The 14,793-nt window shown below is 65.2% G+C and carries 11 protein-coding genes; all 11 read right to left on the bottom strand.

Annotated features, from left to right (window positions below; all coding sequences use genetic code 11):
- Positions 1-102: 102 nt before the first annotated feature.
- Positions 103-1,332 (bottom strand): tryptophan synthase subunit beta, encoded by a 1,230-nt coding sequence (gene trpB, locus IGW04_RS15750; protein ID WP_194714035.1) that lies wholly within the window; start codon positions 1,330-1,332, stop codon positions 103-105.
- Entirely contained in the window at positions 1,329-2,036 is a 708-nt protein-coding gene (locus tag IGW04_RS15745; RefSeq protein WP_228527127.1) for a phosphoribosylanthranilate isomerase, read from the bottom strand. Before IGW04_RS15745 ends, trpB begins: the two co-directional genes overlap by 4 nt.
- Complete coding sequence (gene truA, locus IGW04_RS15740; protein WP_194714034.1) at positions 2,033-2,836, bottom strand: tRNA pseudouridine(38-40) synthase TruA; 804 nt, start codon at positions 2,834-2,836, stop codon at positions 2,033-2,035. Before truA ends, IGW04_RS15745 begins: the two co-directional genes overlap by 4 nt.
- A gap of 84 nt (positions 2,837-2,920) precedes the next feature.
- Positions 2,921-5,641, bottom strand: a complete 2,721-nt coding sequence (locus IGW04_RS15735; RefSeq protein ID WP_323744864.1) for a FimV/HubP family polar landmark protein — start codon at positions 5,639-5,641, stop codon at positions 2,921-2,923.
- Positions 5,642-5,971: 330 nt separating this feature from the next.
- Complete coding sequence (gene asd, locus IGW04_RS15730; RefSeq protein ID WP_194714062.1) at positions 5,972-7,108, bottom strand: aspartate-semialdehyde dehydrogenase; 1,137 nt, start codon at positions 7,106-7,108, stop codon at positions 5,972-5,974.
- Positions 7,109-7,143: 35 nt separating this feature from the next.
- Positions 7,144-8,217 carry a 3-isopropylmalate dehydrogenase gene (leuB, locus tag IGW04_RS15725; RefSeq protein ID WP_194714033.1) on the bottom strand — a complete coding sequence of 358 codons (1,074 nt, stop codon included), beginning with the start codon at positions 8,215-8,217 and terminating at the stop codon, positions 7,144-7,146.
- Between the two features lie 19 nt (positions 8,218-8,236).
- Positions 8,237-8,884: a 3-isopropylmalate dehydratase small subunit gene (gene leuD / locus IGW04_RS15720; protein ID WP_194714032.1), complete on the bottom strand. Its 648-nt coding sequence runs from the start codon at positions 8,882-8,884 to the stop codon at positions 8,237-8,239.
- A 21-nt stretch (positions 8,885-8,905) separates the two neighbouring features.
- Positions 8,906-10,306 carry a 3-isopropylmalate dehydratase large subunit gene (gene leuC, locus IGW04_RS15715; RefSeq protein ID WP_194714031.1) on the bottom strand — a complete coding sequence of 467 codons (1,401 nt, stop codon included), beginning with the start codon at positions 10,304-10,306 and terminating at the stop codon, positions 8,906-8,908.
- 102 nt (positions 10,307-10,408) lie between these two features.
- Positions 10,409-11,611: an MFS transporter gene (locus IGW04_RS15710; protein WP_194714030.1), complete on the bottom strand. Its 1,203-nt coding sequence runs from the start codon at positions 11,609-11,611 to the stop codon at positions 10,409-10,411.
- A gap of 36 nt (positions 11,612-11,647) precedes the next feature.
- Entirely contained in the window at positions 11,648-12,751 is a 1,104-nt protein-coding gene (gene aroC, locus IGW04_RS15705) for a chorismate synthase (protein ID WP_194714029.1), read from the bottom strand.
- A 106-nt stretch (positions 12,752-12,857) separates the two neighbouring features.
- The gene (locus IGW04_RS15700) at positions 12,858-14,744 is read right to left on the bottom strand and encodes an MFS transporter (protein WP_194714028.1); all 1,887 of its coding nucleotides are present in this window, start codon (positions 14,742-14,744) and stop codon (positions 12,858-12,860) included.
- Positions 14,745-14,793 lie beyond the last annotated feature (49 nt).

Below are 14,793 nucleotides of genomic sequence, written 5' to 3'. Positions count from 1 at the left end.
TATGTGTGATGCAGCCGGCAAAGGCCGGCTGGGAAATTAGTCGAGTGTGCTGCCAGGACCGGGAACCGCGGCGGTAATGCCCGCCGGGTTCCGGCCCGCTTCCTACAGAGCGCGCTTGGTGCGTTCGGCGACGGTATGCATGTCCTTGTCGCCGCGTCCGGACAGGTTGACCAGGATGGTCTTGTCCTTGGGCAGCGTCGCGGCCAGCTTGGCGGCATAGGCCAGCGCATGGCTCGATTCCAGCGCCGGGATGATGCCTTCGATGCGGCAGCTCCTGTGGAAGGCGTCGATCGCTTCGTCGTCGGTGATCGACACATACTGGGCGCGGCCGATGTCCTTCAGCCAGGCATGCTCGGGGCCGACGCCGGGATAGTCGAGGCCGGCCGAGACCGAATGGGTCTCGATGATCTGGCCATTCGCATCCTGCAGCAGATACGTGCGGTTGCCGTGCAGCACGCCGGGCGTGCCGGCCAGGAGCGAAGCCGAATGCTTGCCGGTCTCGATGCCGTTGCCGGCGGCTTCGACGCCAATCAGCTGCACATCCTGGTAGGGAATATACGGATGGAAGATGCCCATTGCGTTGGAGCCGCCGCCGATGCAGGCCACCACGTAGTCCGGCTGGCGGCCGGTCATCTCGGGCATCTGGGTCAGGCATTCCTCGCCGATCACCGACTGGAAGTCGCGCACCATCATCGGGTAAGGATGCGGGCCGGCCACGGTGCCGATGATGTAGAAGGTGTCTTCGATGTTGGTGACCCAGTCGCGCATGGCTTCATTGAGCGCGTCCTTCAGGGTCTTGGAGCCGGATTCCACCGGCACCACCTTGGCGCCCAGCAATTCCATGCGGTACAGGTTCTGGATCTGGCGGCGGGTGTCTTCGCTGCCCATGTAGACCACGCATTCCAGGCCGAAGCGGGCGCAGATGGTGGCGGTGGCCACGCCATGCTGGCCGGCGCCGGTCTCCGCGATCACGCGCGGCTTGCCCATGCGCTTGGCCAGCAGCGCCTGGCCGATCACGTTGTTGATCTTGTGGGCGCCGGTGTGGTTCAGGTCTTCGCGCTTGAAGTAGATCTGCGCGCCGCCAACCATCTCGGACCAGCGCTTGGCATGGTAGATCGGGCTGGGACGGCCGACGAAATGCTTCAGTTCGTAGTTGAATTCCGCCAGGAATTCCGGGTCTTTCTGGTAATGAGCATAGGCCTCGCGCAGTTCGGTCAGCGCGTGGGTCAGGGTTTCGGAGACGAAGCTGCCGCCATAGGGGCCGAAATGGCCGCGCGCATCGGGCAGGTTGTACTGGCCCAATGGCTGGGCATTGCTGGTTTGGGTAGTCATGCTGTTCCTTCGGGGTGTGCCTGTTGGAGACGGGCGTCGCCGGCGCGCACTGCCGCTGTGAAAGCGCGCATCATGCCGCCGTCCTTGACGCCCTTTTCGCGTTCGATGCCGCTGCTGACATCGACCGCATAGGGTCGAACGCGCAACACCGCCTCAGTCGCGTTTTGTACGCTCAAGCCACCACTTAAAACGACCCGAGGCGCGAGTTCTTCTGGGATGAGAGACCAATCGAAAACCTTTCCGCCGCCGCCGTAGGCATCGACCCAGGTATCCAGCAGCAGAGCCGAATATCGGTCGCCGCCGGCGCGACAAATGGAGTCGTATTCTAGCAAATCGGCGGGCCTCGTATCGGGACGGACCCGGAATGCCTTCAGAAACGGCAGATTCACGGCGGCGGCCAGCGCATGGCATTGTGCGGGAGTTTCATCGCCATGGAACTGCAGCAGCGACAGCCTGGCCGCCGCGCTGGCCTGCCGGACTTCCTCCTCGCCGGGATTGACGAACAGGCCCACGGCGGCAATGAAAGGCGGCGTCGCCGCCGCCAGCACGACCGCCTGCTCCAGTGACACGCTGCGCGGGCTGGGCGGATAGAACACCAGGCCGATCGCATCGGCGCCGGCGCTGACCGCATCGGCGACATCCTCCGGACGGCGCAGGCCGCAAAGCTTGATGCGCGTACGCTGCTGCATGGAATGAAAGGTCATAAGGCGAACACCGGATTGGAAATAGCGTGGGCGGGCAAATTCCAGTTGGGGCCGTAATCGATCTTCGCAAGGTACAGGCCCTGCGGCATGAAGGTCGGCGCCGCCTGGGTGCGGTCACGGCACGCCAGCAGTTCCGCGATCCAGCTTTCCGGGCGGCTGCCGTTGCCCACATAGATCAGCGAGCCGACGATATTGCGCACCATGTGATGCAGGAAGGCATTGGCCGTGAGCGTGAAGCGGATCAGGTCGCCCTGCCGCTCGATGTCGATCGCATGCATGGTACGCACCGGCGAATTGGCCTGGCACTGGGCGGCGCGGAATGAAGAGAAATCCAGGTCGCCGATCAGCGCCTGCGCAGCGCGGTGCATCGCCGCGGCGTCGAGCGGCCGGAAAACCCAGCCGGAGCGTGAATGCAGCAGCGGCGAGCGGACCGGGCTGTTGTAAAGGTAGTAATGATAGGTGCGGCAACGCGCGGAAAAACGGGCATGGAATGCCTCGGCATTGGCGTCCACCGTCACGTCCTGCGCCCAGCGCACCGCGATGGACGAATGCAGGAAACTGTTGAGGCCGCGCACCCACGATTGCAAAGGCCGGTCGATGTCGGTATCGAAATGGGCGACCTGTTCGATCGCATGCACGCCCGCGTCGGTGCGGCCGGCGCACTGTATATCGAGATCGCGCAGGGTGAACTGCCTGCCGGCTGCCTGCAGCATGTCCTGCACGGTCTGCCCGTGCGGCTGGGTCTGCCAGCCCTGCCAGGGCGTGCCGTCGTATTGAATGCCGATTGCAATGCGTTTCAAGGTAAGTCCGTTGTATCGATGTCGTGATAATGACAAAACGGGCGACAGCAGCGCTGCGCCCGTTTCTGAAGGAGCAAGGCAGGTTTAGTCGAGCCTGGCCAGCAAGACCTTGGCCTTTTCGCTCTGCTCGTTGTCGCCGCCCTTGATGACTTCTTCCAGCAGTTCCCGGGCGCCCTCGCGGTCGCCGATTTCCTGGTACGCCGACGCCAGGTCGAGCTTGGTTGCCATCTCGGCCGCATTGGAATACGAGGTTTCGCCCAAAGTCGGCACGTCCTGCAGCGCGGCATCGGTGCCGCCATGCGGGTCGAGGTCCAGGCTGATGCCGGACAGGTCGAAATCCATCGGCGCCGACTCGTCATGGACGGCGGCCGTTTCAGCCGGCCTGGCCGGCACGTCGAGTTCCAGCGGCGGGAATTCATCGTCATCCAGGCTGGGCGCGGCGCTCGCCGATGCCGCATCCGGTTTCGGCAGGTCGAGGTCGTCGAGCTTGAAATCCATCAGGCGGGAATCGGCAGGCGCCGCTTCGGCCGGTTCGTCGTTTGCATGTGCCGCCGGCGGCGTGGGCGGCGGCGCCTTGCCGAAGCTGTCAAGGTCGAAATCGAAATCCAGCAGGTTGGAGGCCGGCTCCGGGGTGGCTGGGGTCGCTTCCGGCTCCGCTGCATGGTTGGCGGCGGGAGCGGGATGCAGGTCAGACACATCGGCGCCGTCGACATCCGGGAGTGCCGGAGCGACCGGCGTTTCGCTGGCTGCCAGCGGCGTTTCCGTCAGATCGGGCGCCGCAGCGTCCTGCTCGGTCGTCTCGGCGTCGATCTTTTCGCTGGCAGCCGGCGCATCGTCCTGATGCGACTGCTGGGTTGTGTTCAGCAGCGCGTCGAAATCGATCTCGTTGCCGTGCGCGTCGTCCGCGTTGGATGCGTCGGCCGCGGCGATCCCGGCACCGGCGGCCAGGGCAGCGCCTGAACCCGTGTCTGCCGCATCGGATGGCTTGCGCGCCGACGCGTACAGCGGATTCGCTGGATCCAGCGACAGGCCCAGGATGGCAGCCTGCGCCCATTCCTCGCCCTCGCCCTTGGTGAGGCTGAACAACTCGGTGGCGGTTGCTTCGAATGCGCGCAAGTCCTTGCGGGCGGCATAGATTTCCAGCAGCTTGCCGCGCACCGCGGCGCGATCCGGCTGGGTGCGCAGGGCTTCCTTCAGGATTTCCTCGGCTTGGGCATCGCGGCCGTAGGCGATGTAGACATCGGCCTCGGCAACCGGATCGACTTCATTGGTGTCGAGCTGGCTGGCCGAGGGTGAGAAATTCGAATTGAATACGCTGTTGTTGGTATCCACGCTCTGGCCGCCGGCCGCGCCGAACAGGGAATTGGTCTTCAGCGTGGAGGTCGGCATGATGCTGGTGCCGCGTATGGCCTTTGCCTGCTTTGCCTTGCGCGAACGGGTGATTCCCAATGCCGCCAGCAAGGCCAGCACCAGCGCCGATCCGCCCAGTACGGCCGGATTGCCGGCCAACTCTTCCAGCATGCTCGGCTCGGGCGGTGGCGGCGCCGGAATGGCTGGTTTCGGCGCCGGCTTGGCGGCCTGGGCGGCAGGCGCTGCGGCAGTGCTTGCGGCATTGTCGGCCGCTGGCGTGGGCGCCGGCGTCGGCGTTGGCGCAGTGGCAGACGGCGGCGTGCCAGCCTCTGCTGCCGGCGGCGTGGCGCTGGCAGCAGAGGCTGGCGCAGTCCCGGCTACCGCTGCGGCTGCCGGCTTGTCATTGGCAGCCATCGGTTTTTCCTGCGCGGCAGGCGCGACCGCCTGATTCTGGCGGGCGGCGAGATCGCGGTTCTTGATTTCCAGCAGGCGCTGCAGGTCGCCGACCGTTTTTTCCAGTTCCTTGACCCGCGAATTGGCTTCGGCCAGCGCCTTTTCCTGGGCAATCCGCTCCTCGGCATCCGCACCCGAGACTGGCGCGCCGGAGCGCGACACCTGGAGACGGTCGCGCGATTCGCCTCCCGTGTTGCGCTGTTCCTCGACGCGGGAAGTCACCTTGCCCGACGCCAGCTGGCCGCCCTCGCCCTGGCCGGTAGCGCTGCCTGCGACCTGGCTGGCCAGGCGGTTGCGGTAATTATTGAAATCAGCCGACTGCGCCACCACGATCCGCCGTGCTTCGCCGTTGCTGACGCTGCGGGCGGTTTCGGCGCTGGGCACCGACAGGATCTGTCCCGTACGCAGCCGGTTGATGTTGTTGCCGACGAAGGCGTTGGGGTTGGCTCGTTGCAGCGCCACCAGCATCTGGTCGAGCGACACGCCTTCTGGCTTGACCTGGCCGGCGATCGCGGCCAGCGTATCGCCGCGCTTGACCGGATAGCTGTCACCGCCCGGTGCAGTTTCGGTCGATTGGGCGGGCGCGGCAGCCGGTGCGGCACGGCTGGCTTGCTGGCGGGCTGCCGGCGCAGCCGGCGTTGCTGCCGGGGCTGGAGCGGTTTCGGCCGGCTGGGCGCGGCGGCTGCCGACCGGGTCCAGCAACACCACGTATTCGCGCAGAAGGCGGGTGCCATTGCTGCTGACTTCCAGCAGCACATCGACAAACGGCTCGTTCATCGGCTGCGAAGAGGTAATGCGAACCACCTGGCGATTTCCGCGCTGTTCAACCGCAAAGCGCAGATTCGCCAGCGACGGATTGAATTCGATGTTGGCCTGTCGGAATGCCGCTGCCGGCGCCAGCCTGACCGACACATTGCCGGCCTCGTCCTTGCTGACCGATGTCAGTTCGATCTCTGCCTGCAGCGGCTGGCCCAGGGCGGACAGCACGGTCAACTGGCCCAAGCCTGCGGCGCCTGCGCTGGCGCTGCCCAAAATAGCAGCGGAAACCACCGCCGCGCCTAGCGCCCTCCGTGCGATGGAAGACGATTTTCCGGACATCTTTTCAGTGGTTTTCTTGGGCATAGGGACTTGTTCCGCGGCACATCCGGCTCGGCCGGCATGCGCCATAAAGGCTACGATCGGGAAGTTTCACCTTATCACCGGCCTGCTGGCGCTTGCAAGCAAGCCCCGGCGCGCCGGATAAAGCAAACCCGCCAAAGTCCGCAGTAACGGCAATTTGACGGGCTAACGTTGCACTAAGGCAACATAATCTACGACTTGGGGCTGCGCTTGTCAAGCTTCCAGCACGATGCGCAGCATGCGGCGCAGCGGTTCGGCGGCGCCCCACAGCAACTGGTCGCCCACCGTGAAGGCCGACAGGTAGTCATTACCCATCTGCATCTTGCGCAGGCGGCCGACCGGAATCGTCAGGCTGCCGGTCACCGCGGCAGGCGTCAGGTCCTTCATCGATGCTTCGCGGGTATTCGGCACCACCTTGGCCCACTGGTTGTTGCTGGCCAGGATGTCGTTGATCTCATCCAGCGGCACGTCCTTCTTCAGCTTGATGGTCAGCGCCTGGGAATGGCAGCGCATTGCGCCGATGCGCACGCACAGGCCGTCGACCGGAATCGCCGAACGCGCTTCGGCGCCGAATGCCGCACCGCGGCCCAGGATCTTGTTGGTCTCGGCGCCGCCCTTCCACTCTTCCTTGGACACGCCATTGCCGAGGTCCTTGTCGATCCAGGGGATCAGGTTGCCGCCCAGCGGCACGCCGAACTGCCTGGTCTCGTCGGCGCTCATCGAATGCTGCTTGGCCAGCACCTTGCGGTCGATTTCCAGGATCGCCGATGCGGGGTCGTCCAGCAGCGACTTGACTTCGGCATTGATGGAGCCGAACTGGGTCAGCAGTTCGCGCATGTGCTGCGCGCCGCCGCCGGAGGCGGCCTGGTAGGTCATGGAAGTGATCCATTCCACCAGGTCATGCTGGAACAGGCCGCCCAGGCCCATCAGCATGCAGGACACGGTGCAGTTGCCGCCGATGTAGTTCTTCACGCCGCGCTTGAGCGCATTCTTGATCACGTCCAGGTTGACCGGATCGAGCACGATGATGGCGTCGTCGTTCATGCGCAGCGTCGAGGCGGCGTCGATCCAGTAGCCATTCCAGCCGGCTGCGCGCAGCTTGGGGAAGACCTCGCTGGTGTAGTCGCCGCCCTGGCAGGTCAGGATGATGTCGCACTTCTTCAGTGCTTCGATATCGTTGGCGTCTTTCAGCGCAGTCTCGTTTTTCGCCTGCGCCGGCGCGCGTCCGCCCGCGTTCGACGTTGAAAAGAACACCGGTTCGATATGGGCAAAGTCGCCCTCTTCCTGCATGCGCTGCATCAGGACCGAACCGACCATGCCACGCCAACCTACCAAGCCTACGAGTTTCATCATCTTTCCCTGGATGTCATTAAATTGCCGCCGGCTCAGGAAGCCAGCGCCTTCACCACCGCGTCGCCCATTTCACGGGTGCCGACGCGGGTCGTGCCTTCTTCATAAATATCGGGCGTGCGCAGTCCGGCTGCCAGCACCTTCTTCACCGCGTTCTCGATGCGGTCGGCCTGTTCCGGCTTGTTCAGCGAGTAGCGCAGCATCATCGCGGCCGACAGGATGGTGGCCAGCGGATTGGCCACGCCCTTGCCGGCGATGTCCGGCGCCGAGCCGTGCGACGGCTCGTACAGGCCCTTGTTGGCCGCGTCCAGCGAGGCCGACGGCAGCATGCCGATCGAGCCGGTCAGCATCGCGGCGGCATCGGACAGGATGTCGCCGAACATGTTGCCGGTGACGATCACGTCGAATTTCTTGGGCGCGCGCACCAGCTGCATCGCCGCGTTGTCGACATACATGTGGTCCAGCGCCACGTCCGGATATTCCTTGTGGACGTCGGTCACGATGTCTTTCCAGAACTGGAAGGTTTCCAGCACATTGGCCTTGTCCACGCTGGTCAGGCGCTTGCCGCGCTTTTGCGCCGCCTGGAAGCCGACATGGGCGATGCGACGGATTTCCGGCTCCGCATAGCGCATCGTGTCGAAGCCTTCGCGCGCACCCTTGAACGGGCCGTCGGGCGCGGCGCGCACGCCGCGCGGCTGGCCGAAATAGATGTCGCCGGTCAGCTCGCGGATGATCAGGATGTCCAGGCCCGACACCACTTCCGGCTTCAGCGTCGATGCGCCGGCCAGTTCCGGGTACAGGATGGCGGGACGCAGATTGGCGAACAGCTGCAGGTTCTTGCGCAGCCCCAGGATGGCCTGCTCGGGGCGCAGCGGACGGTCCAGCGTGTCGTACTTCCAGTCGCCCACCGCGCCGAACAGCACCGCGTCGGCTTCCTGCGCCAGCTTCAGCGTGCCTTCCGGCAGCGGATGGCCGTGCGCCTCGTAGCCGGCGCCGCCGACCGGGGCGCTTTCCAGCTCGAATTTCTCGTCCAGCGACTGCAGCACGCGCACTGCCTGTTCAATGATTTCCGGACCGATGCCGTCGCCCGGCAGGACTGCTATTTTCATTCTTTTCTTTCCTGTGGATTCAGATGGTGTTGGCCAGCCAGGGCTGGGCCGCCAGGTGGCGTTCCTCGAAGGCGCGGATCCTGTCGGCCTTCTGCAGCGTCAGGCCGATGTCGTCCAGGCCGTTGAGCATGCAGAACTTGCGGAAGGCGTCGATCTCGAACGGGAACACCGCGCTGCCATTGCTGGTGGCGACCGTCTGCTTTTCCAGATCGACGACCAGCTTGTAGCCGGGGAAGGCCTTGACTTCATTGAACAGCTGGTCGACCTGCGCTTCCGTCAGCGCGATGGGCAGCAGGCCATTCTTGTAGCAGTTGTTGAAGAAGATGTCGGCGAAGCTGGGCGCGATCACCGCGCGGAAGCCGTATTGGTCCAGCGCCCAGGGCGCATGTTCGCGCGAGGAGCCGCAGCCGAAGTTCTTGCGCGCCAGCAGGATGGAGGCGCCCTGGTAGCGCGGCTGGTTCAGCACGAAGTCGGGGTTCAGCGGACGCTTGCTGTTGTCCATGCCGGGTTCGCCATGGTCCAGGTAGCGCCATTCGTCGAACAGGTTGGGGCCGAAGCCAGTGCGCTTGATGGACTTCAGGAATTGCTTGGGAATGATGGCGTCGGTATCGACGTTGGCGCGATCCAGCGGCGCCACCAGGCCTTCGAGCAGGGTGAATTTGTTCATGGAGTATCGCTTCCTATCCGGTTACAGTGCGCGCACGTCGACGAAATGGCCCATCACGCCGGCCGCGGCGGCCATTGCCGGGCTGACCAGATGGGTGCGGCCGCCGGCGCCCTGCCGGCCCTCGAAGTTGCGGTTCGAGGTGGAGGCGCAGCGCTCGCCCGGCTCCAGCCGGTCGGCATTCATTGCCAGGCACATCGAGCAGCCCGGCTCGCGCCATTCGAAGCCGGCGTCGCGGAAGATGCGGTCCAGGCCTTCGCGTTCGGCCTGTTCCTTCACCAGGCCGGAACCCGGCACCACCATCGCCAGCTTCACGTTGGAGGCGCGGAACTTGCCGCGCACCACGGCGGCGGCGGCGCGCAGGTCCTCGATGCGGGAGTTGGTGCAGGAACCGATGAACACCTTGTCGATGCGGATATCCTCGATCGCGGTATTGGGCTTCAAGGCCATGTAGACCAGCGCCTTCTCGATCGCGTCGCGCTTGACGGAATCCTTTTCCTTGTCAGGGTCCGGCACCCGGCCGTCGACCGCCACCACCATCTCGGGCGAGGTGCCCCAGGTGACCTGCGGCTTGATCTCGGCGGCGTTCAGCGTCACTACCAGGTCGAATCGCGCGCCCGCATCGGAATGCAGGGTGCGCCAGTATTCGACCGCGCGGTCCCAGTGCGGACCCACCGGCGAGAACGGGCGCCCCTTCACATAGTCAATCGTGGTCTGGTCCACCGCCACCATGCCGGCGCGGGCGCCTGCCTCGATGGCCATGTTGCACACCGTCATCCGGCCTTCCATCGACAGCGCGCGTATCGTCGAGCCGCCGAATTCGATGGCGTAGCCGGTGCCGCCTGCCGTGCCGATCTTGCCGATGATGGCCAGCACGATGTCCTTGGCTGTGACGCCGGCCGGCAGCGCGCCGTCGACCTGCACCAGCATGGCCTTGGATTTCTTGCCCAGCAGGCATTGCGTCGCCAGCACATGCTCGACCTCGGAGGTGCCGATGCCGTGGGCCAGTGCGCCGAATGCGCCATGGGTGGAAGTGTGGGAGTCGCCGCACACCACCGTCATGCCCGGCAGGGTTGCGCCCTGCTCCGGCCCGATCACGTGGACGATGCCCTGGCGCCGGTCGCGCATGTTGAAGTAGGTCAGCTTGTACTCGCTGGCGTTGTGGTCCAGCGTCTCGACCTGCAGGCGCGAGATCGGATCGGCGATGCCTTCCGTGCGATCCGTTGTCGGAACATTATGATCGGCCACCATCAGGTTGGCGGAACGGCGCCACGGCTGGCGGCCGGCCAGCTTCAGCCCTTCGAATGCCTGCGGGCTGGTGACTTCATGCAGCAGGTGGCGGTCGATATACAGCAGGGTGGTGCCGTCATCGCCGGTATCAACGACGTGGGAATCCCAGAGTTTGTCGTACAGAGTTTGAGCCATGGTCGGGAAGGCGCGCAGCGCGCAGGTTTCGTCAAAAATAGTCTGCGATTATGCCATATCCCAAAGGGGCGCAAACCTGCCTTCGGGCGCATGAAACCGCTGTCAGGCCGCTGCGCGCCCGCTCCGGTGCAGAAAGCGGAAGCAGAGCGCCGCCGCAAAGGCCGCCGCCAGCGACGCGGCGGCGGCCAGCACGAACACCGAGCGCGCACCCCAGGCGTCCCATGCAGCCGACAGCGCCAGGCCGCCCAGCGTGCCGCCGAGGCCATAGGAAATGCTGATGTACAGCGCCTGTCCCTGCGCCTGCAGCGGCCCGCTGAACCAGCGCTGCAGCATCGCGACCGACGCCGAATGATGGGTGCCGAAGGTGGCGGCGTGCAGCACCTGGGCCAGCACCAGCAGCGCCAGCGATTCCGCGCCGAAGCCGATCAGCAGGAAGCGCAGCACCGCCGCCAGCAGGCAGCCCAGCATCAATACCCTGACGCCGAGGCGGCGGAAGATCGGCGCCTGGTAATAAAAGAACACGATTTCCGCCACCACGCCGAGAGACCACATCAGGCCGATCAGGGTATTGCTGTAGCCCAGGCTGGACAGGTAGAGCGAAAAGAACACATACAGCGCGGCATGGGCGCCAATCATCAGAAAGGTCGAGGCGAAGAAGGCCATTACCTCGGGGCGCCGCATCAACTGCGTGACCGATGGCGCATCCTTCTCCGGCGGCAGATGCGGCGCCTCGCGCATGCAAAGGCTGGCAAACAGCACCATGGCCAGCAGGCCCAGCGCCACCCAGGGCATGTTGACGATGCCGAACCGGTCCAGCAATTCGCCGGCCAGCGTCACCGCCGCGATGAAGCCGATCGAGCCCCACAGGCGCAGCCTGCCGTAGTGCGTCAGGTCGCCGCGCATGCTGGAGAGCATCAGCGCCTCGGACAGCGGCCCCTGGGCGCTGGTGAAGGTGTTGATGGCCACCATCACCGTGAAATACCAGGCGAAGCCCTGCCCGAACAGCAGGCCGCTGCAAGCCGCCACCGCGCCGGTGGCGGTCACGCGCAGCACCAGCACCCGGCGCTGGCTGGCGTCGGCCAGCCAGCCCCAGGCGGCCGGGCCGAAGATGCGCATCACCTGCATCATCGACATCAGCACGCCGATCTGCGGTGCGCTCATGCCCTGATGCGCGAAGAACAGGCTGGCATACGGCGAGAACACGCCGACATAGCCGTAATAGGCGAACAGGAACAGGGCAAACGGAAAAGCCTGGCGCGGCCAGGCGGCGCCGGCCTGGTCCGCGGCGGGAAGGCGGCTGGACATGGTGCTGAGCGGGCGCCGCCTGGCGTAGGGCCGAGATCAGGAAGCGATATGACCGGGGATGCGCGGCGTGTCCACCGCGACATCGCCGCATTGCGCACGATGGCGCAGCGCATGATCCATCAGCACCAGCGCCAGCATCGCCTCGGCGATCGGGGTGGCGCGGATGCCCACGCAGGGATCGTGGCGGCCGAAGGTTTCCACCATGACCGGATTGCCGGCCTTGTCGATCGAGTTGCGCGCGGTGCGGATGCTGGAAGTGGGCTTGATGGCGATCGAGACCGTGATGTCCTGGCCGGTGGAGATGCCGCCCAGCACGCCGCCGGCATGGTTGCTGGCAAAGCCGGCCGGGGTCAGCTCGTCGCCATGCTCGGTGCCCTTCTGCGCCACCGAGCGAAAGCCGGCGCCGATCTCCACGCCCTTGACTGCATTGATGCCCATCATCGCGTAGGCGATGTCGGCGTCGAGCTTGTCATAGATGGGTTCGCCCAGGCCTACCGGCACGTTCTGGGCAACCACGTCGATGCGCGCACCGCAGGAGTCGCCCGCCTTGCGCAGCCCATCCATGTAGGCTTCCAGCGCGGGAATCACATCCGGGTTGGCGGCAAAGAAGGGATTCTCCGGCACATGCTCCCAGCCGACGAAGGGAATCTCGATCTCGCCCAGCTGGCTCATGCAGCCCCTGAACACGGTGCCGTACTGCTGCTGCAGCCATTTCTTTGCAATGGCCGCGGCGCCCACGACCGGCGCGGTCAGCCGGGCGGAGGAACGGCCGCCGCCACGCGGGTCGCGGATGCCGTACTTGTGCCAGTAGGTATAGTCGGCATGGCCGGGGCGGAAGGTTTCAACGATGTTGCCGTAGTCGTGGCTGCGCTGGTCCTGGTTGCGGATCATCAGCGCGATCGGCGTGCCGGTGGTCTTGCCCTCATAAACGCCCGACAGGATTTCCACCGTATCCGGCTCCTTGCGCTGGGTCACGTGGCGCGAGGTGCCGGGCTTCCTGCGCTCGAGTTCAGGCTGGATGTCCTCCACGGTCAGCGCCAGGCCGGGCGGGCAGCCATCCACCACGCAGCCGATTGCCGGGCCATGCGATTCGCCGAAAGTGGTGACGGTAAAGAGAGTGCCGAAGGTATTGCCAGCCATGATGTCGCCAGAGGAAGTGTTGAGCGGAAAGCCGTGATTTTACCAGCGCGCCGACGCTGCCCGGCAAGCGCCGGGCGTTTGCCGGCGCCACGCCTAGCGTTCGCGGCTATTTCCAGTCGCCGCGCAGCGTCATGACCTGCTGGCGCAAGGCGTCCGGCGTCGCCTGCGCCGGCGCCAGCGGCTCGCCCACCGACAGCGACAGCCTGGACCAGAAGCCACGCCGGAACGAGCGCTCGAACGGATTGCCGTCGCTGCGGGTGAGCAGGCTGCCCCAGAGGCCGCGCAGCGCCATCGGGATCACCGGCACCGGCGTGCGTGCAACGATGTGCTGCACGCCGCTGCGGAATGCATCGATCTCGCCGTCGCGGGTCAGTTTGCCTTCCGGGAAAATGCAGACCAGCTCGCCTTCCTCGAGGGCAGCGGCGATGCGGTCGTAGGCCTGCTGCATCAGCTGCGCGTCTTCCTTCGCCGGCGCGATCGGTATCGCCTTGGCGGCACGGAACACCCAGGAGATCACCGGTATGGCGAAGATGCGATGGTCCATCACGAAGCGGATCGGGCGCGGGCTGGCGGCGGCGATCACCAGCGCATCGACATAGCTGACATGGTTGCATACCAGCACCGCCGGCCCGAATTCGGGAATGCGGTCGGTGTCCACCGTATGCACGCGGTGGATGGTGTGAATCAGCATCCAGGCGAAGAAGCGCATCAGGAATTCCGGCACCAGCAGGAAGATGTAGAGCGCCACCACCGCATTCATCAGCGCGGTGACCATGAAGATCTGCGGTATCGACAGCCCCATCCCCAGCAGCAGCATCGCCACCAGCGCGGCCGCCACCATGAACAGCGCATTCATGATGTTCATGCCGGCAATCGTGCGCGACAGGTGCGCCGGGTCGCAGCGGGTCTGGATCAGCGCGAACAGGGGCACGATGTAGAAGCCGCCGAAGACGCCGATCATCACGCAGTCGAACAGGATGCGCCAGCTGCCCTGCTGCCCGAGGAAGCCCGATACGCCGACCAGCTCGGTGTTGACATAGGACAGGCTGGCCAGGAACAGGTCGAAGCCGAACAGCGACAGGCCGATCGAGCCGAACGGCACCAGGCCGATCTCCACCTTGTGGCCGGAGAGCCGCTCGCACAGCAGCGAGCCGGCGCCAATGCCGAGCGAGAACACCGTCAGCAGCAGCACGAACACGCCATGGTCGCCATGCAGGTAATTCTTCGCATACAGCGGAAACTGGGCCAGCATGATGGCGCCGTAAAACCAGAACCAGGAATTGCCCAGCACCGACAGGAACACCGTCCGGTTCTGCCGGGTGTAACCGATGTTGCGTATGGTTTCGGTCACTGGATTCCAGTTGATGCGCAGCTTGGGCGCCGGCGGCGGCGTCAGCGGTATCGCGCGGCTGGTCAGCCATCCGAGGATGGCAATCGCGATGGTGCCGCCGGCCACCAGTTCCACGCCCCAGGGCTTGTGCAGCACCAGCACCGCGCCCAGGACCTCGCCCAGCAGGATGCCAACGAAAGTGCCCATTTCGATCACGCCGTTGCCGCCGACCAGTTCCTCGGCTTTCAGCTGTTGCGGCAGGTAGGCATATTTCACCGGTCCGAACAGCGTGGAATGCAGGCCCATGCCGACCACCGCGGCCACCAGCAGCCACAGGCTGTGCGTTACCCAACCCACCGCGGCCAGCAGCATGATGCCAATCTCCAGCAGCTTGACGTAGCGCGTCAGCATGGACTTCTCGAACTTGTCGGCCAGTTGCCCGGCAGTGGCGGAAAACAGCAGGAAGGGCAGGATGAAGAGGCCGGGGATCAGGTTGTTGAGCAGGCCGACATCGGCCGTGGTCCAGCTCGCCGCCTCATAGGTGATGATGGTCAGCAGCGCGGTCTTGAAGACATTGTCGTTGAACGCGCCCAGAAACTGGGTCCAGAAGAAAGGCGCGAAGCGGCGCTGGCGCAGCAGGGCAAACTGGCTGTTCTTTTGCATGGTCGGGGATGAAAGGAAATCTGCCGGCACGATGCGTGCCGGCAGGAAA

It is taken from the genome of Noviherbaspirillum soli (assembly GCF_015352955.1).
Taxonomy (GTDB): Bacteria; Pseudomonadota; Gammaproteobacteria; order Burkholderiales; family Burkholderiaceae_D; genus Noviherbaspirillum_A; species Noviherbaspirillum_A soli.
The sequence above is the reverse complement of the archived record's forward strand: the minus strand, read 5'-3'. Positions and strand labels throughout refer to the sequence as shown.

What these genes read in the sequence shown, in the direction of transcription:
- trpB (WP_194714035.1), bottom strand. Translation starts at nt 1,332, where the DNA reads ATGACTACCCAAACCAGCAATGCCCAGCCATTGGGCCAGTACAACCTG.
- IGW04_RS15745 (WP_228527127.1), bottom strand. Translation starts at nt 2,036, where the DNA reads ATGACCTTTCATTCCATGCAGCAGCGTACGCGCATCAAGCTTTGCGGC.
- asd (WP_194714062.1), bottom strand. Translation starts at nt 7,108, where the DNA reads ATGAAACTCGTAGGCTTGGTAGGTTGGCGTGGCATGGTCGGTTCGGTC.
- leuB (WP_194714033.1), bottom strand. Translation starts at nt 8,217, where the DNA reads ATGAAAATAGCAGTCCTGCCGGGCGACGGCATCGGTCCGGAAATCATT.
- leuD (WP_194714032.1), bottom strand. Translation starts at nt 8,884, where the DNA reads ATGAACAAATTCACCCTGCTCGAAGGCCTGGTGGCGCCGCTGGATCGC.
- leuC (WP_194714031.1), bottom strand. Translation starts at nt 10,306, where the DNA reads ATGGCTCAAACTCTGTACGACAAACTCTGGGATTCCCACGTCGTTGAT.
- IGW04_RS15710 (WP_194714030.1), bottom strand. Translation starts at nt 11,611, where the DNA reads ATGTCCAGCCGCCTTCCCGCCGCGGACCAGGCCGGCGCCGCCTGGCCG.
- aroC (WP_194714029.1), bottom strand. Translation starts at nt 12,751, where the DNA reads ATGGCTGGCAATACCTTCGGCACTCTCTTTACCGTCACCACTTTCGGC.
- IGW04_RS15700 (WP_194714028.1), bottom strand. Translation starts at nt 14,744, where the DNA reads ATGCAAAAGAACAGCCAGTTTGCCCTGCTGCGCCAGCGCCGCTTCGCG.